The 23075-nt window shown below is 64.0% G+C and carries 23 protein-coding genes; 13 read left to right on the top strand and 10 right to left on the bottom strand.

What is annotated here, in order from left to right:
- Positions 1-85: 85 nt before the first annotated feature.
- From ACLV8F_RS06470 to pyrC, 3 genes are read right to left on the bottom strand one after another with little or no spacing between them, the layout of a single operon-like run.
- The gene (locus tag ACLV8F_RS06470; protein ID WP_411883423.1) at positions 86-841 is read right to left on the bottom strand and encodes a DUF3025 domain-containing protein; all 756 of its coding nucleotides are present in this window, start codon (positions 839-841) and stop codon (positions 86-88) included.
- 9 nt (positions 842-850) lie between these two features.
- The gene (locus ACLV8F_RS06465; protein WP_411883422.1) at positions 851-1615 is read right to left on the bottom strand and encodes an NYN domain-containing protein; all 765 of its coding nucleotides are present in this window, start codon (positions 1613-1615) and stop codon (positions 851-853) included.
- On the bottom strand, positions 1612-2676 hold the full coding sequence (gene pyrC, locus ACLV8F_RS06460; protein ID WP_411883421.1) for a dihydroorotase: 1065 nt from the start codon (positions 2674-2676) through the stop codon (positions 1612-1614). The genes ACLV8F_RS06465 and pyrC overlap by 4 nt, the downstream gene beginning before the upstream one ends.
- A gap of 184 nt (positions 2677-2860) precedes the next feature.
- Between pyrC and ACLV8F_RS06455 the strand changes: the two genes are divergently transcribed.
- The 3 genes from ACLV8F_RS06455 (at position 2861) to ACLV8F_RS06445 (ending at position 5787) form a co-directional block, all read left to right on the top strand.
- On the top strand, positions 2861-3388 hold the full coding sequence (locus tag ACLV8F_RS06455; RefSeq protein WP_411883420.1) for a TRAP transporter small permease: 528 nt from the start codon (positions 2861-2863) through the stop codon (positions 3386-3388).
- Positions 3385-4683 carry a TRAP transporter large permease gene (locus tag ACLV8F_RS06450; protein WP_411883419.1) on the top strand — a complete coding sequence of 433 codons (1299 nt, stop codon included), beginning with the start codon at positions 3385-3387 and terminating at the stop codon, positions 4681-4683. The genes ACLV8F_RS06455 and ACLV8F_RS06450 overlap by 4 nt, the downstream gene beginning before the upstream one ends.
- A gap of 66 nt (positions 4684-4749) precedes the next feature.
- Entirely contained in the window at positions 4750-5787 is a 1038-nt protein-coding gene (locus tag ACLV8F_RS06445; RefSeq protein WP_411883418.1) for a DctP family TRAP transporter solute-binding subunit, read from the top strand.
- Positions 5788-5908: 121 nt separating this feature from the next.
- Here ACLV8F_RS06445 and ACLV8F_RS06440 read toward each other — a convergent pair whose 3' ends face one another.
- The 6 genes from ACLV8F_RS06440 to ACLV8F_RS06415 form a co-directional block, all read right to left on the bottom strand.
- The gene (locus ACLV8F_RS06440) at positions 5909-6646 is read right to left on the bottom strand and encodes an amino acid ABC transporter ATP-binding protein (protein ID WP_411883417.1); all 738 of its coding nucleotides are present in this window, start codon (positions 6644-6646) and stop codon (positions 5909-5911) included.
- A 52-nt stretch (positions 6647-6698) separates the two neighbouring features.
- Positions 6699-7388, bottom strand: a complete 690-nt coding sequence (locus tag ACLV8F_RS06435) for an amino acid ABC transporter permease (protein WP_411883416.1) — start codon at positions 7386-7388, stop codon at positions 6699-6701.
- A gap of 1 nt (position 7389) precedes the next feature.
- The gene (locus tag ACLV8F_RS06430) at positions 7390-8112 is read right to left on the bottom strand and encodes an amino acid ABC transporter permease (protein WP_411883415.1); all 723 of its coding nucleotides are present in this window, start codon (positions 8110-8112) and stop codon (positions 7390-7392) included.
- A gap of 106 nt (positions 8113-8218) precedes the next feature.
- The gene (locus ACLV8F_RS06425; protein ID WP_411883414.1) at positions 8219-9109 is read right to left on the bottom strand and encodes a transporter substrate-binding domain-containing protein; all 891 of its coding nucleotides are present in this window, start codon (positions 9107-9109) and stop codon (positions 8219-8221) included.
- A 359-nt stretch (positions 9110-9468) separates the two neighbouring features.
- The gene (locus ACLV8F_RS06420) at positions 9469-10431 is read right to left on the bottom strand and encodes a LysR substrate-binding domain-containing protein (RefSeq protein WP_411883413.1); all 963 of its coding nucleotides are present in this window, start codon (positions 10429-10431) and stop codon (positions 9469-9471) included.
- Positions 10432-10802: 371 nt separating this feature from the next.
- Positions 10803-12650, bottom strand: coding sequence for an ABCB family ABC transporter ATP-binding protein/permease (locus tag ACLV8F_RS06415; RefSeq protein ID WP_411883412.1), 1848 nt, complete (start codon positions 12648-12650; stop codon positions 10803-10805).
- Positions 12651-12699: 49 nt separating this feature from the next.
- On the opposite strand from ACLV8F_RS06415, the gene ACLV8F_RS06410 reads away from it, so the two are divergent.
- The 3 genes from ACLV8F_RS06410 (at position 12700) to ACLV8F_RS06400 (ending at position 14415) form a co-directional block, all read left to right on the top strand.
- On the top strand, positions 12700-13137 hold the full coding sequence (locus ACLV8F_RS06410) for an acyl-CoA thioesterase (protein ID WP_411883411.1): 438 nt from the start codon (positions 12700-12702) through the stop codon (positions 13135-13137).
- Positions 13138-13184: 47 nt separating this feature from the next.
- Complete coding sequence (locus ACLV8F_RS06405) at positions 13185-13769, top strand: YdeI/OmpD-associated family protein (protein WP_411883410.1); 585 nt, start codon at positions 13185-13187, stop codon at positions 13767-13769.
- 94 nt (positions 13770-13863) lie between these two features.
- Positions 13864-14415, top strand: a complete 552-nt coding sequence (locus tag ACLV8F_RS06400; RefSeq protein ID WP_411883409.1) for an MgtC/SapB family protein — start codon at positions 13864-13866, stop codon at positions 14413-14415.
- 11 nt (positions 14416-14426) lie between these two features.
- On the opposite strand, the gene ACLV8F_RS06395 is transcribed toward ACLV8F_RS06400, so the two are convergent.
- A complete protein-coding gene (locus ACLV8F_RS06395) occupies positions 14427-14870 on the bottom strand; it encodes a hemerythrin domain-containing protein (protein WP_411883408.1) in 444 nt (147 codons plus the stop codon).
- Positions 14871-14961: 91 nt separating this feature from the next.
- On the opposite strand from ACLV8F_RS06395, the gene ACLV8F_RS06390 reads away from it, so the two are divergent.
- From ACLV8F_RS06390 to otsA, 7 genes are all read left to right on the top strand, one after another.
- Positions 14962-15918 (top strand): complex I NDUFA9 subunit family protein, encoded by a 957-nt coding sequence (locus ACLV8F_RS06390; RefSeq protein ID WP_411883407.1) that lies wholly within the window; start codon positions 14962-14964, stop codon positions 15916-15918.
- A gap of 246 nt (positions 15919-16164) precedes the next feature.
- On the top strand, positions 16165-16848 hold the full coding sequence (locus ACLV8F_RS06385; protein WP_411883406.1) for a glutathione S-transferase family protein: 684 nt from the start codon (positions 16165-16167) through the stop codon (positions 16846-16848).
- Positions 16849-16860: 12 nt separating this feature from the next.
- Complete coding sequence (locus ACLV8F_RS06380; RefSeq protein WP_411883405.1) at positions 16861-17166, top strand: NIPSNAP family protein; 306 nt, start codon at positions 16861-16863, stop codon at positions 17164-17166.
- 175 nt (positions 17167-17341) lie between these two features.
- Positions 17342-18637, top strand: a complete 1296-nt coding sequence (locus ACLV8F_RS06375) for a multifunctional CCA addition/repair protein (RefSeq protein ID WP_411883404.1) — start codon at positions 17342-17344, stop codon at positions 18635-18637.
- 55 nt (positions 18638-18692) lie between these two features.
- Positions 18693-19514, top strand: a complete 822-nt coding sequence (otsB, locus tag ACLV8F_RS06370; RefSeq protein ID WP_411883403.1) for a trehalose-phosphatase — start codon at positions 18693-18695, stop codon at positions 19512-19514.
- Positions 19511-21370 carry a glycoside hydrolase family 15 protein gene (locus ACLV8F_RS06365; protein WP_411883402.1) on the top strand — a complete coding sequence of 620 codons (1860 nt, stop codon included), beginning with the start codon at positions 19511-19513 and terminating at the stop codon, positions 21368-21370. The genes otsB and ACLV8F_RS06365 overlap by 4 nt, the downstream gene beginning before the upstream one ends.
- A gap of 121 nt (positions 21371-21491) precedes the next feature.
- The gene (gene otsA, locus ACLV8F_RS06360) at positions 21492-22874 is read left to right on the top strand and encodes an alpha,alpha-trehalose-phosphate synthase (UDP-forming) (protein WP_411883401.1); all 1383 of its coding nucleotides are present in this window, start codon (positions 21492-21494) and stop codon (positions 22872-22874) included.
- Positions 22875-23075 lie beyond the last annotated feature (201 nt).

The raw sequence follows: 23075 nt of genomic DNA, 5'->3' as shown, positions 1-23075 counted from the left end.
GGGTCGGTGAAAAAGCCCGCCTTGCGCAGGATATGAGGGCCCGCGGGCCCGGTTCAAGCGGTGCCCGCGCCTAAGTGGCTGATTTTTATCTGTTATTTATGACAGCCGGCCGGAATACGAGAGAGTCATCATAAAAGGAAAAGTTCTCGTTCTCCGGCCACCAGCCGGGCACGCCCAGCACCGGCAAAGGCGCGAAAGGCTTGCCGGCGAGCTTGTCCGCGCTGAGGTCGGCCGCCACCCAGGCGTCGAGTTCCGCGATGGTCCCCATGGGCGGTTGCGCCAGGTAGACGTGGGCCGTGATGGCTTTGCGCGGCGTCAGCAGTTTTTCCAGCAGGGCATGGCCGAAGAGCACGAGCTGCGCCTCCCGCCATAGCGCCCTGTGGGTGATGAAGAGGCTGTCCCAGTCGCGCGCGAGCAGCGCGTCCCACAAGGGCTGCGGCGCCGACAGGAAGGCGGCGTTTTCATCGAACACCGTGAGCGCGTCGCGCACCGGGCCGCGCACCGGCGCCACGCCCGCGGCGTCTATCTGGGCGGCCTGCAGCTGGTTGAGTTTTCGTTTGGTCTGCGGAAAGCGCATCCAGCACAGGCCGTTGAAGAAATCGTGCGCGCCCTCGCGCGTGGGGCACAGGCGGGTTCGGGCGATGTAGCTTTCATAGGCTTCGCCCGAAGGCAGCGTGCATTGCGGCGCGAAGCAGACCGGCGCGGGCTGCACGGCGTTGAGGGCCTGGTGCAGCGCAACGCCGGCCGTGACCGCGCAGGCCGCGCGCTGGCCGGGCTCGCGCCAGGCTTGCAGCCAGGGCTGGTTCCAGTCGATGGGGGGCAGGGGAGCTGTGTGCGCCATAGCCCAGCCTCAGGCTCGCGCCGCTTTGGTCAATCGCTTGTCGCGCACCGCGACGTTATTGGATCCTTCGCCCTGCAGCTCAAACAAATCGATGACCTTAAACAGCTTGGTCCAACTCGAGTATCCGTAGTTACGGAAATGGTCTGAAGATTGATTGCGAACCTGGTGCCCGACCTCACTCACGCGCGCCCAGCCATCTTCATCCGACGCAGCCTTGATCGCATTCCTCAGAAGCAAAATAAGCGCCGTGTTTTGCTTGAGTTCCGCAGGAGAGGCGCGCAAATGTCCTGCCGCCTTCGCATCCGGTTCAGTGGGGTTATCAGCCTCTTCGCCCAGATTTTCAACGTATAGAAACAACGAACAGGCGTTGACAAAAGGCTGAGGGCTCTTCTTTTCGCCAAAGCCGAAAACTGCGGCGCCCTTGGCACGAAGGTGCATGACCAGAGGCGTGAAGTCACAATCAGAAGAAGCGATCGCGAATGCGTCCGGTTGGTCGATATACAGCAGCTCCAATGCATCCACAGTCATTGCAATGTCGGTAGCATTTTTTCCCTTGATGAGATCAAACTGCTGAATGGGCCGAATAGCATGTTCATGCAGTTTTCCCGTCCAACCCTTGAGACCCTCCTTCGCCCAATTTCCATAAGCACGACGAACATGAGTCACTCCCAATGTGGAGAGCTCGCTCAAAATGGCTTCAATCTTTGCTGCCGGCGCGTTGTCGGCATCAATAAGCAAAGCTATCTTGTATTCATCTTGCTTGGTGACTTTCATATCAGCTTCCAGGGCAGGTTCTCGCCCGAGCGCAAGGGCTTGAGTTCGGCTTCGCCGAAAGGAAAGCTCTCGGGCGGGCGCCAGCTTTCTTTCTTCAGCGTGATGCTGCCGGTGTTGCGCGGCAGGCCGTAGAAATCGGCACCGTTAAAACTTGCGAAGGCTTCGAGTTTGTCCAGCGCGCCGGCCGCATCAAAGGCTTCGGCGTACAGCTCCATGGCGGCGTGCGACGTGTAGCAGCCCGCGCAGCCGGTGGCGTGTTCCTTGAGGTGGGCCGGATGCGGCGCGCTGTCGGTTCCGAGGAAAAAGCGCGCATCGCCGCTGGTGGCGGCGTCGACCAGCGCGAGCCGGTGGGTTTCGCGCTTGAGCACCGGCAGGCAGTAGTAGTGCGGGCGTATGCCGCCCGTGAAGATCGCGTTGCGGTTGTAGAGCAGGTGGTGGGCGGTGACGGTGGCGCCGGTGAAGCGGCCCGCGTCGCGCACGTAATGCGCCGCCTCCCGGGTGGTGATGTGCTCGAAGACGATCTTCAGTTCGGGGAAATCGCGGCGCAGCGGAATCAGCTGGGTGTCGATGAAGACCGCCTCGCGGTCGAACAGGTCGATGTCGGACGAAGTCACCTCGCCGTGCACCAGCAGCAGCATGCCGGCTTTTTGCATCGCCTCCAGCGTCTTGTAGGTCTTGCGCAAATCCGTGACGCCGGCATCGCTGTTGGTGGTGGCGCCGGCCGGGTAGAGCTTGGCCGCGACCACGCCGGCGTCTTTGGCGCGGGCGATCTCATCGGGCGGCAGCTTGTCGGTGAGGTAAAGCGTCATCAGCGGCTCGAACTGCATACCTGCCGGCACGGCGGCCTGTATGCGCTCGCGGTAGGCCACGGCCTGGGCGGCGGTGGTCACCGGCGGGCGCAGGTTGGGCATGATGATGGCGCGGCCGAATTGCGCGGCCGCATGCGGCACCACGGTGTGCAGGGCCTCGCCGTCGCGCACGTGCAGGTGCCAGTCGTCGGGGCGGGTCATCGTCAGGACAGGGGTCAGGGTCGAAGCGGGGGTGCTGGTGGCGGAAGTCATGGCCTGAATTGTCGCACCGCCCGGCCCGGGCAACTCGTATGCATTCATATGGAAACCCCGGATACGGGGGCCGGAAGCGGTCGTTTACCATCGATCCCGGCCTCTGGCTGCACCCGCAGCAGCCGTAAAGAGGCCATACGGGCACGATAATCGCCCCTGTTTCCAACCACCCAAGCCCTAGCCCATGCCCTCCCCGATTCCCCCCGGCCATTCGCCGGAAGCCATGCCTGCGCTGGACGAAGCCGATGAACCCGCGCGCGTACCGCTCAAGATCGAGGACTGGCTGACCGTCCTCGTGATGGGCGCGCTGGCGTTGATCACCTTCGCCAACGTGCTGGCGCGTTACTTCACCAGCCAGTCCTTCGCCTGGACCGAGGAATTCTCGGTCTTCCTGATGATCGTGCTGGCGCTGGTGGGCAGTTCCGCCGCGGCGGCGCGCGACCGCCACATCCGCATCGAGTACTTCTCCGAAAGCGGCTCCATGGCCAGGCGCAAAGCCCTGGCGCGCTTCGGCGCCGTCATGGTGGCCCTGCTGTTCACCCTGATCGGCGTGCTCAGCATCCGGCTGGTGTGGGACGACTACCGCTACAACGAGACCTCGCCGGGCATAGGCATTCCGCAGTGGTGGTATTCCATCTGGCTGCCCATCCTGTCGCTGGGCATGGCGCTGCGCGCGGTGGGCCTGTTCATCCGCCGGGGCCGCAAGTCATGATCGCCACCCTGCTGTTCGCGGCCTTCATCGGCCTGATGCTGGTCGGCGTGCCCATAGGCGCGGCCCTGGGCCTGGCCGGGGCCGCGGCCATCGCGCTGGCCAATTCCGACGCGCAGTGGTTCGGCCTGCTGGCCGTGCCGCAAAACTTTTATGCCGGCCTGGGCAAATACCCGCTGCTGGCGATCCCGATGTTCGTGCTGGTCGGCTCCATCTTCGACCGCTCCGGCGTAGCGCTCAGGCTGGTGAATTTCGCGGTGGCCATCGTGGGCCGCGGCCCGGGCATGCTGCCGCTGGTGGCGATCGCGGTGTCCATGTTCCTGGGCGGCATTTCGGGCTCGGGCCCGGCCTGCGCGGCGGCCGTGGGCGGCGTGATGATCACGGCCATGTCGCGCGCTGGTTACCCGACCTCGTTCTCCGCGAGCGTGGTGGGCGCCGCCGCGGCAACCGACATCCTGATTCCGCCTTCGGTGGCCTTTATCGTCTACTCGGTGCTGGTGCCCGGCGCCTCGGTGCCCGCGCTGTTCGCCGCGGGCATGATCCCGGGCATCCTGGCCGGCCTGGCGCTGATCGTGCCGGCCGTCTGGCTGTCGCGCAAGCACAAGATGGGCGCGCTCGAAGCGGCCATGCCGCGCCCGCCCTTCTGGGCCAGCCTGCGCGATGCGAGCTGGGGCCTGGCGGCGCCGGTGCTGATCCTGGGCGGCATGCGCGCCGGCTGGTTCACGCCCACCGAGGCGGCCGTGGTGGCGGTGTTCTACGGCCTCTTCGTCGGCATGGTGATACACCGCACGATACGCATCCGCGACCTCTATGAAATCCTGCGCGAATCGGGCGAGCTGTCGGCGGTGATCCTGCTGGTGGTGTCGCTGGCCGGCATCTTCGCGTATTCACTGAACACGCTGGGCGTGATAGACCCGATCACGCGCGCCATCGTCGGCTCCGGCCTCGGCGAATACGGCATCCTGTCGCTGCTGATCCTGATGCTGATCACGGTGGGCATGTTCCTCGACGGCATTTCCATCTTCCTGATCTTCGTGCCGCTGCTGCTGCCGATTGCCCAGCATTACAACTGGGACCTGGTCTGGTTCGGCGTCATCCTCACACTCAAGGTGGCGCTGGGCCAGTTCACACCGCCGCTGGCCGTGAACCTGATGGTGTCCTGCCGCATCGCCAATGTCCGCATGGAAGAAACCGTGCGCTGGGTGGTGTGGATGCTGGCTGCCATGTTCATGGTGCTGGTGGCCGTCATCGCCTTCCCCGAACTGGCGCTGTGGTTGCCGCGCAGGCTGGGCTACTGAGCCCGGCTGCCATCCTTCCTTTTCCCGCTTCCATTCTTATTCTTAATTAACAAGGAGACTCGCTTCATGAAATTCAAGACCGTCAAAACCGTGGTGGGCCTTGCGCTGGCCGTGACCGCCCTGGCCTTCAACGGCGCCGCAAGCGCGCAGACCTACAAGCCTGAATACAAGATGTCGCTGGTGCTTGGCCCGGCGTTTCCCTGGGGCAAGGGCGGTGAAATCTGGGCCAACCTGGTCCGCGAGCGCACCCAGGGCCGCATCAACATCAAGCTCTACCCGGGCGTCTCGCTGATCCAGGGCGACCAGACGCGCGAGTTCAGCGCCATTCGCCAGGGTGTGATCGACCTGGCCGTGGGCTCGACCATCAACTGGTCGCCGCAGGTCAAGGAACTGAACCTTTTCTCGCTGCCCTTCCTGATGCCCGACTATGCCGCGATGGACGCGCTGACCCAGGGCGACGTGGGCAAGGAAATCTTCCGCATCGTTGACAAAGCCGGCGTGCAACCGCTGGCCTGGGGCGAGAACGGCTACCGCGAGATCAGCAACTCCAAGCTGGCCATCAAGAAGCCTGAAGACCTCAAAGGCCTGAAGATCCGCGTCGTCGGCTCGCCGCTGTTCCTGGACACCTTCACCGCCCTGGGCGCCAACCCCACGCAGATGAGCTGGGCCGACGCGCAGCCGGCGCTGGCAACCGGCGCCGTCGACGGCCAGGAAAACCCGATGGCCATTTACACCGCCGCCAAGCTGCACACCGTGGCGCAAAAGCACGTCACGATGTGGGGCTATGTGTCGGATCCGCTGATCTTCGTGGTCAACAAGGATATCTGGGCCTCCTGGACCGAAGCCGACCGCGCCATCGTCAAACAGGCAGCCGTCGACGCCGGCAAACAGGAAATCGCCATCGCCCGCAAAGGCCTGGCCGAGGCCGACCGTCCGCTGCTGAAAGAAATTGCCGCGCAGGGCGTGACCATCACCCAGCTCAGCCCGCAGGAGCGCGAGGCTTTTGTGAAGGCCACCCGCCCGGTTTACGACAAATGGAAGAACCAGATAGGCGCGGGCCTGGTGGGCAGCGCCGAGAAAGCCATCGCGGCGCGCAAGAAGTAATCGCCAGCGCGCCTGGCGGCCGTCAACAAAAGGCGGCCATAAAAAAAGCCCCGCGATGCGGGGCTTTTTTGTTTCTTCTTCTTTTCTGCAGTTGCGTTGATCTTTTCAATCTCTCAGTGCATCAGTGGGACAAGATCTTGTTGAGGAAGTCCTTGGTGCGCGCCTGGCGGTTCTCGGGATGGTTGAAGAACTCGTCTTTCGAGCAATCTTCCAGGATTTTGCCGCCCACGTCCATAAAAATCACGCGGCTGCCGACCTTGCGGGCGAAACCCATTTCATGGGTCACCACCATCATGGTCATGCCTTCGACGGCCAGGCCCATCATGCAGTCCAGCACTTCGCCGACCATTTCAGGGTCCAGCGCGGAGGTGGGTTCGTCAAACAGCATGGCAATCGGGTCCATGCTGAGCGCCCGGGCAATCGCCACGCGCTGCTGCTGGCCGCCCGACAGCTGGCCCGGGAATTTGTCCTTGTGCGCCATCAGGCCCACGCGGTCCAGGTACTTCAGGCCGTGCTTCTTGGCCTCGTCGGCTTTGCGGCCCAGCACCTTGACCTGCGCCAGCGTCAGGTTTTCGGTGACGCTCAGGTGCGGGAACAGCTCGAAATTCTGGAACACCATGCCGACGCGGCTGCGCAGCTTGGGCAGGTCGGTCTTGGGGTCGTGCACGGCCTTGCCGTCGACGAAGATCTGGCCCTTCTGGAAGGGCTCCAGCGCGTTGATGGTCTTGATCAGGGTCGACTTGCCCGAGCCCGAAGGCCCGCAGACCACGACCACTTCACCTTTTTTGATACTTGTGGTGCAGCTGTTGAGAACCTGCACGTCACCGTACCATTTGGAAACTTCTTTCAACTCAATCATGTTCTTCTCCAGTGTGCTCTTTGAGGTTTGCCTGCTTTATTGCGCAGCGCTCTCAGCGAATGATGGCGATTCTGTTGTTCAGGCGCTTGACCATGAAGGACAGCCCGAAGCAGATCACGAAATAAACCACGGCGGCCAGCAGGTAGGCCTCTTCAGGACGGCCGTAAATCTTGCCGGCGGTGCTGAAGCCCTTGAGCAGGTCGTAAGCGCCGATGGCATAGACCAGCGAGGTGTCCTGGAACAGGATGATGGTCTGCGTCAGCAAAATCGGCACCATGTTGCGGAAAGCCTGCGGAAGGATGATCAGCTTCATGTTCTGCGCGTAGCTCATGCCCAGGGCGCGCCCCGCATTGACCTGGCCGCGCGAGATGGACTGGATGCCCGCGCGCATGATTTCGCTGAAGTAAGCGGCCTCGAAAGCGACGAAGGTGATGATGGCCGAGATCTCGGCGCGGTAGTTGGCGCCCCAGCTGCCGAAAGTCGTATAGAACGACGCCGGCACCAGCAGGAAGAACCACAGGATCACCATGACCAGCGGAACGGAACGCATGCCGTTGACGTAGATGGTCGCGGGAACCGTCAGGAAGCGCTTGCCCGAAAGGCGCATCAGGGCCAGCACGGTGCCGAAGATGATGCCGCCTATGGTGGCGATGATGGTCAGCTGCACGCTGAAGATAAAGCCCTTGATCACGAACTTGGAAATGATGTCCCAGTTCAGGAAAGTCATGTCGAGACCAAACATGTCAGTGTCCTCCGCCCGTTGCGCCGGCGACGACAAAGCCGGGGATTTGCACCCGCTTCTCGACAAAAGCCATGACCCGGTTGACCGCAAAGGCTGAAATGGCGTACAGCACCGTCACCGCCAGGTAGATCTCGATGCCGCGCGAAGTCTCTTCCTGCGCCTGCATGGCGAACATGGTGAGTTCGGCGATGGACACCGCAAAAGCGACGGAGGAATTCTTCAACAGATTCATCGACTCGCTGGTGAGCGGCGGAATGATGATGCGAAATGCCATCGGTAAAATCACGTAGCGATAGGTCTGGAAGGTCGTGAAACCCATGGCCATGCCGGCATAACGCTGGCCGCGCGGCAGCGCCTGCACGCCGGCCCTGACCTGCTCGGCAATCCGCGCCGAGGTGAAGAAACCCAGGGCGAACACCACCAGGATGAAACTGGGCAGTTCCTTCATGGCGGGGAAAATTTTCGGAATCACAAAGTACCAGATGAAAATCTGGACCAGCAAGGGGACGTTGCGGAACAACTCGACCCAGGCATTGGCGAAACGCACAAGCCAGGGGCTGTTGGGCAAGGTGCGCAGCGTGCCGACGAGCGCGCCGAACAGCATGGCGATCACCCAGGATGCGCCGGCGACGGACAGCGTCCAGCCCCACGCATCAAACATCCACTGCAGGTAGGTTCGACCGCTACCGTCATCATTCAAAAATACCTGCCAATCCCAAGTCATCACGGCTCCAGCAAATGGTTGTTGTGTAGTTTTCCCTGCGACGGTAAACGAGAAACCCCGCCAGTGCAAGGCGACCGGCGGGGTTGTTCAATTTACCTGGCCAGAATTACTTCTGCGCGTACTCTTCCATGGGCTTGTCGTTCGGGGCATCCCAGGCGGCCTTGGTGCTGGCGCTCAGGGCGAGGCCGACCTTGGTGTTCTTCGGAGGAATCGGCGACAGGAACCACTTGGTCCACAGCTTGTTCATCTCGCCCGACTTGATCATGCCCTTGACAGTGTCGTCGGCCAGGCGCTTGAGCAGGGGGTCGTCCTTGCGGATCATGATGGCGATGGGCTCGACGCTCAGCACTTCACCGACGATCTTGAAGTCCGAAGGCTTCTTGGCGGTGGCGATGTTGCCGGCCAGGATGGAGCCGTCCATCACGAACGCATCGGCGCGGCCGGACTCGAGCAGCAGGAAGCTGTCGGAGTGGTCCTTGCCGAAGATTTCCTTGAACTCGACGCCGGTGGCGCGCTTGTTCTTGCGCAGCGTCTGCACGGAAGTCGTTCCGGTGGTGGTCGCCACGGTCTTGCCGCTCAGCTGGGCCACCGAGGTGATGCCGGAGTTGGCCTTGACGGCGATGCGCACTTCTTCGACGAAGGTGGTCACAACGAAAGCCACGTCTTTCTGGCGGGTCGCGTTGTTGGTGGTGGAGCCGCATTCGATGTCGACCGTGCCGTTTTGCACGAGGGGGATGCGGTTTTGCGAAGTCACGGGCTGGTATTTGACTTCCAGCTTGCGTTCGGCGGCTTTTTCGAGGCCGGCCAGGATGCGCTGGCAGATTTCGACGTGGTAGCCGGTGTATTTGCCGTCACCCAGGGTATAGGACAGCGCGCCGGAGGAGTCGCGAACGCCCATGGTGACAACGCCGGAAGCCTTGACTTTGGAAAGGGTGTCGGCAAATGCGGCGCCGGTGGCGAGCAGTGCGACGGACAGAGCTACGAGCTTGAGTTTCATGGAATCTCCTGTAATGAATGAAACGGTTAGCAAACTATTCTAGAGAGATGGTACCCCGGGGCTGGCCTAGGTTTACCCGGCCTCTAAAACAGGGGGAAAGGGACTGCGTGCAGGGTGATTGACGGCGAACCAGCGGGGGTCGTGGCAATTCCTGGGGTTTTCCAAAGTGGTGCACGCATGAGAAGTCGGGAACTATACGGTAAGGTGTAAGCAGTCTTTGTGCCAGCGGCTGGTCATCAAGTTTTGAACGTCCCGAACTGTAAGTTTGCGTGTTTAAAAACTCCAATGCTGTTTCGACGCTCTTCCATGCATTTTTCTTATAACCACTCAGGGTTACTACTAGTTGGCTGCTCCCGGCGCTAGCGCGAGACCAAGCCGGCATTTGCGCGCGCGGCGGCTTTTTCCTTGCCGCTGGTCTGCGCCTGCAGGTAGCTCCACAAGGCCTGGGCATGGCTTTTGGCGGAGTCCCTGGAGGTGGGCCGCTCGCGGTAGACGCGCACGTCCATGGTCATTTCCAGGTTGCCGCCGGCGCTCACGAGCTTTTTGGCCCGGAGTTCCTTTTTGACGGCGCTCAGCGGCAAAAATGCGATCCCGTGGCCTTCCAGCGCCATGGCCTTGAGGCCCTCGGCCATGTCGGTTTCATAGACGCGGTCCAGGTGGATGGCCGTGGTCGACTGCTTGAGGATCATGTCCACCATGCGGCCCAGGTAAGCGCCGGGCGCGTAACCCAGGTAGGGCAAGGGCTGGCCGGCACGCCCCGGCAGGGTGTATTCGGGCTCGCCATCGGCGGTGGCCCGCACAAAGGGCGCCAGCACCTCCTGGCCCAGCGACACCATTTCATAGCGGTCCGGGTCGAGCTGGAAAGGCTGGGAATCATGGTGGTAGGCGATCAGCAGGTCACAGCTGCCTTCGACCAGGCGCAGCACCGCATCATGCACATTGAGCGCGATCAGCCGGCTTTTGATGGGGCCGAACTTCTCGCGCAGGCTGCTGACCCAGGCCGGGAAGAAGGTGAAGGCCAGCGTGTGCGGCACGGCGAACTCGATGACGTCCTGCCCTGCCGAGGTGTGGCCGCGCAGCATGGCGCGGGTGGACTGCAGGCCCTGCAGCATCTCCAGCGACTGGCTGTACAGCGTTTCGCCGGCCGGCGTCAGGCGCGTGGGGTAGGAGCTGCGGTCGACCAGGTCGGTGCCGGCCCAGGCCTCCAGCGCCTGGATGCGCCGCGAGAACGCCGGCTGTGTGACGTGGCGCAGTTGGGCAGAACGGCTGAAACTGCGGGTTTCAGCGAGACTGACGAAATCTTCCAGCCATTTGGTTTCCATGGACCTAGCGACCGCGGTTGGACGCGCCCGAGTGGGCCGTCATGGCGTGCGCCGGCAAGGCGCGACGAGGCAGCAGGCACATGCCTGCAAGGAGGAGCAACGCCGCTGGCGTGCGCCAGGGCGGCTCAATCGGGTGCGTAGCGCTCTCAACTTCACGTCGGGGGCGTTCAAAGTGACTGGCGTGAGTGCTCATGCAGGCTCCAAAAGGCAATCAAGCGGTCAACCGTGGCCGCTGGGTCCTCTGATTATGCGAGTCCGCGAGGTCTTTCTACCTACGGGGAATCCCATGGCCGGACGATGAAACGGCATTCACCCCAAATACCGTCCTCGAAATGTCCTCAGAAATACAAACTCGCTCGCGGCTATCGTGCTCAGGCCTCAGGCGAACTCTGCTGCAGCGCCCACATGCGTGCATATGCGCCGCCGGTGTCGAGCAGTTGCGCATGCGTGCCGCGCTCGACGATGCGCCCGCCGTCCATCACCAGGATCTCATGCGCATCGACGACGGTGGACAGCCGGTGCGCGATCACCAGCGTGGTCTTGTTCTGCGCGGCGGCGCGCAGTTCGGTCTGGATGGCGCGCTCGTTGGCCGAATCCAGCGCCGAGGTGGCCTCGTCAAAAATCACCACCGGCGGGTTCTTCAGCAAGGTGCGGGCAATCGCCACGCGCTGCTTCTCGCCGCCTGAGAGCTTCAGGCCGCGCTCGCCCACCATGGTCTTGTAGCCCAGCGGCGTCGACGTGATGAAACCGTGGATGCGGGCCGAGCGCGCGGCCTCCTCGACCTCTTCGTGGGTGGCGCCCGGCTTGCCGTAGGCGATGTTGTATTCGACCGTGTCGTTGAACAGCACGGTGTCCTGCGGCACGATGCCGATGGCCTGGCGCACGCTGGACTGGGTCACCTGCTTGATGTCCTGCCCGCCGATCGTGATGCGCCCCTGCTGCACGTCGTAGAAGCGGTAGAGCAGGCGCGCCAGCGTGGACTTGCCCGCGCCCGAGGAGCCCACCACCGCCACGGTCTTGCCCGGCGGGATCTCAAAGCTCACGTTGTGCAGGATGGGGCGCGCCGGGTCGTAGGCGAAGTTCACGTTTTCAAAACGCACCGCCGGCGAGCCGTTGATGACGAGGGGCTGGGCGCCCGGCTGGTCGGCGATTTCGCGCTCTTTTTCCATCAGCACGAACATCTTGTCGAGGTCGGTCAGGCTTTGCTTGATCTCGCGGTAGATCACGCCCAGAAAGCCCAGCGGGATGTAGAGCTGGATCATGAAGGCGTTGACCATCACCAGGTCGCCCAGCGTCATGCGGCCGTCGACCACGCCCTGCGTGGCGCGCCACAACATGGCCACCAGCCCGATGGCGATGATGAGTTGCTGCCCTGCATTGAGCAGGCTCAGCGTGTTCTGGCTCTTGATGGCGGCGCGCCGGTAGCGCAGCAGGTTCTCGTCGTAGCGCGCGGCCTCGAACTCTTCGTTGTTGAAATACTTGACGGTTTCGTAGTTCAGCAGCGAATCAATCGCGCGGCTGTGGGCCGACGAGTCCAGCTCGTTCATGGTCTTTCGGAACTGCGTGCGCCATTCGGTCACCGTGACGGTGAAGAAGATGTAGAACACCAGCGCGATGCCGGTGATGCCGGCGAACCAGACGTCGAACTTGACGGCCAGCAGGGTCAGCACCAGCGTCACCTCGATCAGCGTCGGGATGATGCTGTAGAGCGAATACGAGATCAGCGAATGCACGCCGCGCGTGCCGCGTTCGATGTCGCGCGTCATGCCGCCGGTCTGCCGCTCCAGGTGAAAGCGCAGGCTGAGCGCATGCAGGTGGCGAAACACCTCCAGCGAAATCCGCCGCGCCGCGCCTTCGGTGGCCTTGGCGAACACCAGTTCGCGCAGCTCGGTGAACAGCGTGGTCGACAGGCGCAGCAGGCCGTAGGCCAGCAGCAGCGCCACCGGCACCACCAGCACGGCCTGCACGTTGCCGGGCTTGAAGTTCATGGCGTCGACCAGGTTCTTCAGCAACAGCGGCACACCCACGTTGGCCAGCTTGGCGCCCACCATGAAGCCCAGCGCCAGCAGCACGCGCCATTTGTAGTCCCACAGGTAGGGGAACAGGCGCTTGAGGGTATCGAGGTCGGAACGCTGGGGCGCCGGCGCCCTGGCGGCGCCCGGCACGGGCGTGGCGGGCACGGCAAGGGAAGAATCGGCGGCGGAGGCTCGGGAGCGCATGAGGGACAATCGTGAGGGTTGTTGTAATAACTATTTTCAGATTGTGCCTATGTCTACCGAATCAAGCGCCCATACGGACATTCACGCCGACGACGCCTTGAACGTCCAGTTGCCCACCGACAAGGAACTGGTGCTCAAGGTCATCCCCATGCCGGCCGACTGCAACGCCAACGGCGACATCTTCGGCGGCTGGGTCATGGCCCAGGTCGACCTGGCCGGCTCCGTGGTGCCGGCCCGCCACGTCGACGGCCGCCTGGCCACGGTGGCGGTCAACCAGTTCATCTTCAAGCAGCCGGTGCGCGTGGGTGACATCCTGTCGTTTTTCTCCAGCCTCACGCGCATAGGCACCACCTCCATCACCGTGCAGGTCGAGGTCTATGCCGAGCGCTTCCGCGCGCAGGGCCGTTACATCAAGGTCACCGAGGCCAGCCTCACCTATGTCGCCATCGACGATTTCGGCAAGCCGCGCAAGATCGCCAAGGCCTGAGGCCGGCACAGCAATCGGCAGCGGACGGCGACAGGCAAAATACCGCCATGCCCGCCTCACCCGATACCCTCGCCACGCTGAAGTGCAAAACCCCAAAAAGCTGGGCAACCTGGCTGGCGAAGCACCATGCAAGCAGCCCCGGCATCCGGCTGCAGATCGCCAAGAAGGATTCGGGCATCGCTTCCGTCACCTACGCCGAGGCTGTCGAGGCCGCCCTCTGCCAGGGCTGGATAGACGGCCAGCGCAACGCGCTCGACGCGCAATTTTTCCTGCAGAAATTCACGCCGCGCCGCGCGCGCAGTATCTGGTCCAAAATCAACTGCGATAAAGCCATGGCCTTGATCGCATCCGGCGACATGCAGCCCGCGGGCCTGGCCGAAGTCGAACGCGCCAAAGCCGACGGCCGCTGGGACGCGGCCTATGACGCGCAGAGCAAGATCACCGTCCCCGACGACCTCGCGGCCCTGCTGGCAAAAAAAACCAAGGCCAGGGCGTTTTTCGAATCGCTCGACTCACGCAACCGCTTCGCGATTTTGTTCAGGCTGCAGACGGCCAAAAAGGCCGAGACGCGCGAACGCCGGCTTGCGCAGTTTTTTGCCATGCTGCAGCGTGGGGGAAAAATCTATCCCTGAAATCTATCCCTGAAAGCGGGCAGGGCTTCTGCTGACGCCGCGGAGTGGAGAAGGTACATTCCCATCCACATAGTGACAGGCACAAGGAGTCCGCATGGCATCCAGCTGGTGGCAGCAAATCGGTGAAACCATCGCCTCGGAGTTTTCGGATTTGCCCGATGCCGAGCAGGCGACCCGCGTCATGGTGCGCCTCACGCTGGCGGCCTTTCTGGGCGGCCTGCTGGGCATAGAACGTGAACAAAAGGGCAAGGCCGCCGGCGTGCGCACGCACATGCTGGTGGCCATGGGCGCCGCAATGTTTGTGCTGGTATCGCAGCAAACCGGCATGCTGAGCGCCGACCTGAGCCGTGTGATTCAGGGCATCGTCGCCGGTGTCGGCTTCCTGGGCGCGGGCGCCATCCTCAAAGGCCACGTCAAGGGCCACAGTGACGACGAAGAACAGGTCAAGGGCCTGACGACGGCCGCAGGAATCTGGCTGACCGCGGCCATTGGCGTGGCCGCCGGCATGGGACGCGAGGCCACCGCCGTGCTCAGCACCTTGCTGGCGCTGGGGATTCTGGCGCTGGTGCCGCGGCTGGTGCGGTTGATGGAAAAGCCCGAACCGCTGCTCAAGCCCGATGAGGGCACTCGCGCGGACAAACCATAAGCCGGGCGGGGTCAGTCCTTGGTGCGTTGCGAGACAAACTCGCCTTCATAACCCTTGGCCAGCGACAGCTTCTCGGCCTCGCTCAGCACCTTGCCCGCGAGCTGGAACACGCCCTGCTCCTCGTCCTCAAGGTGGTGGTAAATCTTGTGGTGCAGCTCTTTGGCCACGGCCAGCCAGCCTGGTGAGCTGAAGTCGGTGTCCTCCAGCGTTTCCACCAGCTTGTCCATCTGGTGGTGTTCCGCGATGCCGTGGCGCGAAGGCTCCTGGGTCATGTCGTGCGCAATCAAGGGCACGTAGAAGAAGCGCTCCTCGGCTGCCGCATGCGCCGCCAGTTCGCGCTTGAGTTCCTTGAACAGGGAATCGCGGTCCGGGCTGTCGCCCTGCGTCTTGATCAGGTGGTCGGCCAGGGTGCGTTGGGTATCGTGGCTGGTGCGCAGTGCTTCAAAGATATTCATCCGGAAATTATGCGGAGCCGGCCGCCCCGGGCGTGTAGGCCAAGACCGGATTTCAGCGCAAGCCGCGGCAAAAGCGCTAAATTAGGGGCCTATGAACAAAATCCTCCTCCTCGGCGGCACCGGCTTTGTCGGGCGCCATGTCTGTGAAAAGCTGGCCCAGCTGCAATGCCGCGTCACCGTGGTCACACGCCGCCGCGACAACGCCCGCCACCTGCAGATGCTGCCGCTGGTCGACGTGATCGAGGCCGATCCCCACGACAGCAGCTCGCTGGCGCCGCTGCTGGCCGGCCACGACGCCGTCGTCAACCTGGTCGCCATCCTGCACGGCTCGCAGGCCGCCTTCGACAAGGCGCACGTGCAGCTGCCGCTCGAGCTGGCCCGCGCCTGCGAGGCCAGCGGCCTGCGGCGCATCGTCCACATCAGCGCGCTGGGCGCTTCGCCCGGCTCGCCCTCGATGTACCAGCGCAGCAAGGCGCGCGGCGAGGCCGTGATGCTGAGCACCGGGCTGGACGTGACAGTGCTGCGGCCCAGCGTGATCTTCGGCGCCGAAGACAAATTCCTCAACACCTTTGCGCGGCTGCAGCAGGTGTTCCCCGTGATCCCGCTGGCCGCCGCCGGCGCGCGCTTTCAGCCCGTGTGGGTGGAGGACGTGGCGGACGCCATCGTGCACTGCCTGCAGGACGCCGACACCGTGGGACAGATCTACGAAGTGTGCGGGCCCGAGGTATTTACCCTGCGGCAATTGGTGGAACTGGCGGGCCGCTATGCGGGCGTCAACGGCGGCAAGGGCCGGCCGGTGATGGCCCTCCCCGCCGCGCTGGGCCGCCTGCAGGCACGCCTCATGGAACTGGCGCCCGGCGAGCCCATGCTCAGCCGCGACAACCTCGACGCCATGGCCAGCGACAACGTGGCCACCGGCAAGCTGCCCGGCCTGCAGGCGCTGGGCATACACCCGGCGGCGCTGGACGCGATTGCGCCGTCTTACCTGGGCGCCCAAGGTTTGCGCAGCGGGCTGATGGCCAAACGTAAAACTGCCGGACGGTTTTAGGCCATCCATTGCTTGTACCCGCTGGAGTTCTTCAACCCAGCAGGGGCCGCGGAACCGGCTCTGCCGGGCCGCAGGCGCCGCCCCCTCGAGGGGGGAACAGGCTACACGCAGTGAGCCTGGACAGGGGTGAGCTTGTCCCGCATCAATTTTTGATTTTTTTAGCATCAATGGCGCGCCGATGCGGTTGTAGCATCGCAAGTCGTCCTACTTTGGCTCCTTGACTTCACCCCAGCAGACGGAGATCGCATGCTCAAGCTCTACATCGGCAATAAAAATTATTCCTCCTGGTCCATGCGCCCGTGGGTGCTGCTCAAGCAGGCCGGCATTCCTTTTGAAGAGGTCAAGCTGCGCTTTGATTCCTTTGACGCCAATTCGACTTTCAAGGAAAAAATCGGCGGCGTGAACCCGACCGGCCGCGTCCCCGCGCTGGACGACGACGGTTTTGTCGTGTGGGACACGCTGGCCATTGCCGAATACCTGGCCGAGCGCTTTCCCGAGAAAAAACTCTGGCCGCAGGACGTGAAGGCGCGCGCCCGGGCACGCAGCATCTGCGCCGAAATGCACAGCGGCTTCGGCGCCCTGCGTTCGGCCTGCCCCATGAACATCGAGGCCGACCTGTCGGACATGGGCCAGCTGATCTGGCGCGACAAATCGGCCGTGCGCGCCGACGTGCAGCGCCTGGTCGAGATGTGGAGCGAGCTGCTCGCGCAACACAAAGGCCCGATGCTGTTCGGCGAATTCGGCATTGCCGACGCCTTCTTCGCACCCGTCTGCATGCGCCTGAGCCGTTATGCCCTGCCCGTGCCGCCGGCCATCAGCGCCTACATGGAGCGCGTGGCCGCCCTGCACGGCGTCAAGGCCTGGGTAGACGACGCGCTGGTCGAAAACGATTTCCGCGAGTTCGAAGAGCCTTACCGCGTCAAGCGCTGAAGCAGGAACCCCATGGTCACGATTTACCTGCGCTACGTGCTCAACACCGCCAGGCTCAAGGAGTTCGAACACTACGGCAAGCTGTGGATTCCGCTGGTCGAAAAATTCGGCGGCAAACACCACGGCTACTTCATGCCCAGCGAAGGCGCCAACAACATCGCGCTGGCCCTGTTCACCTTCGACAGCCTGGCGGCGTATGAGACCTACCGCCAGCGCTCCTTTGCCGACCAGGACTGCCTGGCGGCTTTTAAATACGCCGAAACCACGGGCTGCATCATCAGCTACGAGCGCAGCTTCTTCCGGCCGGTGTTCTCCTGACTTCCTGCCCCGGTTTTGGGAGGATGCTTTCATAAAGCCGATTACCGGGATGCAGGGCAAGGCGTACGGCGCGCAGGACACCGGAATGCACTTCGGTGCATGAGGATTCCGAGCACCGGACAACGCCGCCATGCGCCCGGCAATCGGGTTTATGGAAGTATCCTAAACTGCCCGGATGGAAATATTCATGGTCGGTGGCGCGGTGCGCGATGCCTTGCTGGGCTTGCCGGTGCAGGACCACGACTGGGTGGTCGTGGGCGCCACGCCCGGGGAACTCGCGGCGCAAGGCTATCTGCCGGTGGGCAAGGACTTCCCGGTGTTCCTGCACCCCGAGACGCGCGAAGAGTACGCACTGGCCCGCACCGAGCGCAAGACCGCCCCCGGCTACCGCGGCTTTGTGATGCACGCCGAGACCGACGTGACGCTGGAGCAGGACCTGGCGCGGCGCGACCTCACCATCAATGCCATCGCGGCGCCCGCGCGCGGCGACAGCACGCCGGGTCAATTTGATCCCGATTTTTCCGCGCTGATAGACCCCTTCGGCGGCCGGAAAGACATCGAAGGTAAAGTCCTGCGCCACGTGACGGACGCTTTTCGCGAAGACCCGGTGCGCATCCTGCGGGTGGCCCGCTTTGCCGCGCGTTTTCCGGATTTTTCGGTGGCGCCCGAAACCCTGGCGCTGATGCGTGACATGGTGGCCGACGGGGAAGTGGATGCGCTGGTGCCCGAACGCGTGTGGCAGGAACTTGCGCGCGGGCTGATGGCGGACACGCCCTCGCGCATGTTCGAGGTGCTGCGCGAAAGCGGTGCGCTCGAAAGATTGCTGCCCGAAGTCGCGCGCCTCTGGGGCGTGCCCCAAACCGCCAGCCACCACCCCGAAGTCGACACCGGCATCCACCTGATGATGGTGCTGGACATGTCGGCGCAACTCAAGGCGCCGCTGCCCGTGCGCTTTGCCTGCCTGTGCCACGACCTGGGCAAGGGCACCACGCCGGCCGACGTCCTGCCGCGCCATATCGGCCACGAAGAGCGCAGCGCGCGCCTGCTCAAGGGCGTGTGCGAACGCCTGCGCGTGCCGGTGGACTGCCGCGAAATCGCCGACGTGGTGGCGCGCGAACACGGCAACGTGCACCGCAGCGAAAGCCTGGGCGCCGCGGCGACGGTGCGGCTGCTGGAGCGCTGCGATGCCTTTCGCAAGCCGCAGCGCTTTGCCGACATCCTGCTGGCCTGCGAATGCGACGCACGCGGCCGCCTGGGCCTGCACGACTCACCCTACCCGCAGCGCCCCCGCTTGCTGCAGGCCCTGGCCGCAGCGCAGGCGGTGGAAACACAGCCGCTGGCCCTTGAAGCGCAGGCCGCGGGCCGGGACGGCAAGCAGATCGGCGAGCTGATCCACAAGGCGCGCGTCAAAGCGGTGCAAGCCGGCCTCCCCGGCACCGGCACAGGGCAGCCGCCGGCGGCCCACGGCTGAAAAAGCGAAACCGGCCTACAGCGATTTGACGGGGCCTCTGCTAAGGTGAATGGCGATGCATTTATCACCTTCCCCATCGCTCTCACCCCTGTCCGGGGCTTCCGGCCGGCTACCGGCCATCAGCGCGCAGACTGCCCTCTTTCTGGACTTTGACGGAACACTGGCCGACCTGGCGCCGGAGCCCGACGCTGTGTTGATTGCGCCTGGCGTGATCCCGGCCCTGCTGCGGCTTTCAGCGCAGCTTGACGGCGCGCTGGCGATTGTCTCGGGCCGCAGGCTGGCCGACCTCGACGCTTTCCTCTCCCCTTTGCAGCTGCCCCTGGCGACCGAGCATGGCGCGCAGCGCCGTGACACGCAAGGCCGTGTCATCAGCCTGGCGGAGCCCGACCTGGGGGAACTCGCCCAGCGCGCCACCGAACTGGCCGCGCAACACGACGGCCTGCGCGTGGAAATCAAGCAGGCGGCCGTAGCCCTGCACTACCGCCACGCGCCCGAGCTCGAAGCGCTTTGCCTGCAGGTCATGCAGGAGGCCGCAGGCCGCACGCCCGGCGTCGAGCTGCTGCGCGGCAAATTCGTTTTTGAAGTCAAGCCGGCCAACGTCAGCAAGGGCTCAGCGATCAAGGCCTTTATGGCCGAGCCGCCGTTTTCCGGCCGCCTGCCGCTCTTTGCCGGCGACGACACCACCGACGAAGCCGGCTTTGCCGCCGTGCAGTCGCTGGGCGGCGAGGGCATCAAGGTCGGCGAAGGCGCCACCGTGGCCCACCACCGCTGCGCATCACCCGAGGCACTGCGCCAGTGGCTGCATGCGGCCTTTGGCGGCATGGCCAAAGAAGACAACGACGATGCACCGGCCGCCGCGCCAGAAAGCCGACCATGAGCCTCAGCGCCGACTCCCTGCACTTCGCGCCCCCTGCCGAGCCTTCGCTGGCCATGGGCGTCATCGGCAACTGCGCCTTCAGCGCGCTGATCGACGCGCGCGGCCGCATCGTCTGGTGCTGCCTGCCGCGCTTTGACGGCGACCCGGTGTTCAACGCGCTGCTCGAACCGCAGCCCGGGCAAGAGGATGCGACAGCCCCTGGTGCCCAGGAATCGCAGTCCAGCGCCTTCGGCATCGAAATTGAAGATTTCGCCGAGGCCAAGCAGTGGTACGAACCGAACACCGCCGTGCTGCGCACCCAGCTGTTCGACACGCGCGGCCAGGGCATAGAGATCACCGACTTCGCGCCGCGCTTTTTCAGCCGCTCGCGCTTTTTCAGGCCCATGACGCTGGTGCGCCGCGTCAAGCCCATCCACGGCGCGCCGCGCATACGCGTCTCGCTGGACGTGCGTTTCGACTGGGGCCGGCGCAAGCCCCTGGTTACCCAGGGCAGCAACCACCTGCGCTTCGTCGGCGACGAACTCACGCTGCGCCTGAACACCGACGCGTCGATTTCGCACCTGCTGTCAAAGCAGCCTTTTGTGCTGACGCGCGAACACAACTTCCTGCTGGGCGCCGACGAGTCGCTGCCCGAAGGCATTTCCGACACCGCGCGCCTCTTTGAGCAGGAAACCATTTCCTACTGGCGCAAATGGAGCCAGCGCCTGCACATCCCGCTGGAGTGGCAGGAGGCCGTGATACGCGCGGCCATCACGCTCAAGCTTTCGCTGTTTGAAGACACCGGCGCCATCGTCGCCGCCATGACCACCAGCATCCCCGAGGCGCCCGGCAGCCAGCGCAACTGGGACTACCGCTACTGCTGGCTGCGCGACGCCTTTTTTGTGGTGCGCGCGCTCAACAGCCTGTCGGAAGTCGGCACCATGGAAGACTACCTGCGCTGGCTCAGCAACGTGGTGGTGCAGTCCAAGGGCGGCCACATCCAGCCGCTCTACGGCATAGGCCTGGAACGCGAGCTGCCCGAATCCACCATGGTGCACCTGGGCGGCTATCGCGGCATGGGCCCGGTGCGCGTGGGCAACCAGGCGCAGGAGCACTTCCAACACGACGTCTACGGCAACGTGGTGCTGGGCGCGGCCCAGGCCTTCCACGACCACCGGCTGCTGCACCGCGCCGGCCCCGCAGAGTTCAAGCGGCTGGAGGAAGTCGGCGAGCAGGCTGTACTCAACTACGACAAGCCGGACGCCGGCATGTGGGAGCTGCGCACGCGCGCGCGCATCCACACCTCGTCGGCCCTGATGTGCTGGGCCGCCTGCGACCGGCTGGCCAAGATCGCGGTGACGCTCAAACTGCAAGACCGCGCCGACTACTGGCGCGGCCATGCGGCGGTGATGCAGGAGCGCATCCTGCGCGAGTCCTGGAGCGAAGAGCGCCAGTCCTTCGCCGAAAGCTTCGGCGGGCGCGACCTCGACGCCAGCGTGCTCCTGATGATCGAAGTCGGTTTCATCGACCCGAAAGACCCGCGCTTTATCGCCACGGTGGACGCGCTGGAAACCCATTTGTGTGACGGCCCCTATATGCGGCGCTACGAGGCGCCCGATGATTTCGGCAAGCCCGAGACCGCCTTCAACATCTGCACCTTCTGGCGCATCGACGCGCTGGCGCGCATAGGCCGCAAGGAGCAGGCCCGCGAGATCTTCAACACCATGCTGGCCGCGCGCAACCACGTCGGCCTGCTGTCGGAAGACACGCATCCGGTGACCGGCGAGATGTGGGGGAATTTTCCACAGACGTATTCGATGGTCGGCATCATCAATGCGGCCGTGCGCCTCTCAACCCCGTGGGAGTCCCAGGTATGAAGATGAACACCCCCTCCGGATGCTCACTTCGTGTAGCACCTCCCCCCCTTGCAGGGGGCAGGCACCTGCGGCCCGGCAAAGCCGGTTCCGCGGCCCCCGCTGATAAAGAAGGTTGCGCATCATGAGCCGCCTGGTCGTCGTCTCAAACCGCGTCGCGGACCCCCGCAAGGCCGCGGCCGGCGGCCTGGCCGTCGCGCTGGGCGATGCGCTGAACGCCACAGGCGGGCTCTGGTTCGGCTGGAGCGGCAACGTCATTGAAGGCGGCGCGCCGGGTGAAGGCGAGCTGCACGTGCAGCAGGCCGGCGACGTCAAGCTGGCCACGGTGGACCTGTCGGCCGAAGACCATGCGGGCTACTACCTGGGTTACAGCAATGGCGTGCTGTGGCCGGTGTTTCATTACCGGCTGGACCTGGCGCGCTTCGACGCGGGTTTCATCGAGGCTTACCGCCGCGTGAACCGGCTGTTCGCGCACAAGCTGATGGGCCTGCTCCAGCCCGACGACATCATCTGGATCCACGACTACCACCTGATTCCCATGGCCGCCGAACTGCGCGCCATGGGCTGCAACAACCGCATCGGTTTTTTCCTGCACATCCCGCTACCGCCGCAGCAGATCCTGGCCGCGATTCCGCAGCACGAATGGCTGATGCGCGCGCTTTTCGCGTACGACCTGGTCGGCTTCCAGAGCGAGAACGACTTGCTGCACTTCTCACGTTATGTGCAGGCCGAGGCCGGCGCCGTGGCGCTGGGCGGCAACCGCTTCCGCGCCTTTCACCGCACGGTGCGCGCGGGCGCTTTCCCGATCGGCATCGACGTCGATGAGTTCGCGGCGCTCACGCACGCGCAGGACGCGCGCGACATGTACGAGCGCATGAAGGAAGAGTATTCACGCCGCAAGCTACTGCTGGGCGTGGAGCGGCTCGACTATTCCAAGGGCCTGCCGCAACGCATGAAGGCGTTCGCAACCCTGCTGAAAAAATACCCCGAAAACATCCGCAGCGCCACGCTGATCCAGATCGCCTCGCCCAGCCGCGAAGACATGGGCACTTACACCGACCTGCTGCAGGAACTCGAAAGCCTGTGCGGCGCCACCAACGGCAACTTTGGCGAGCTCGACTGGATGCCGATACGCTACATCCACCGCAACGTGGCACGCAAACGCCTGCCGGGCCTGTACCGCGTGGCACGCGTGGCGCTGGTCACGCCGCTGCGCGACGGCATGAACCTCGTCGCCAAGGAATTCATCGCCGCGCAGGACCCAGCCGACCCCGGCGTGCTGGTGCTCTCGCGCTTTGCCGGCGCGGCCGAACAGCTGGACGACGCGCTGCTGGTCAATCCCTACGACATCGACGGCACGGCCGACACCATACAGCGGGCGCTGCAGATGCCACTGGTGGAGCGGCAGGCCCGGCACCAGAAGATGCTCAAGAACATTCGGGAGTTTGATGTGCATTGGTGGCGGAAGGAATTTCTTAATGCCTTGGGCTATGAGGGTCCGGCTTAGTTGATGCCGGGTCTAGCGCCGGCTTGCGCGCCTGCGCCCTTTGCTAAGGCTTGCTGGCCGGGAGTGGCCCGGCGGCCAGTAACTTTCTTTTGCTTCCCTCCATGTCAGGATAGTTGTCGTCTCCTCATTCGATAGAAAATTGGGGCGGCAATAGAGGCAAAGAGATGAAACACAAAAGATATTCGGCAGAGCAAAAGCAGT

The sequence above is a fragment of the Polaromonas sp. YR568 genome (assembly GCF_943369675.1).
In the GTDB taxonomy this organism is placed as follows: domain Bacteria; phylum Pseudomonadota; class Gammaproteobacteria; order Burkholderiales; family Burkholderiaceae_C; genus Polaromonas.
The sequence above is the reverse complement of the archived record's forward strand: the minus strand, read 5'-3'. Positions and strand labels throughout refer to the sequence as shown.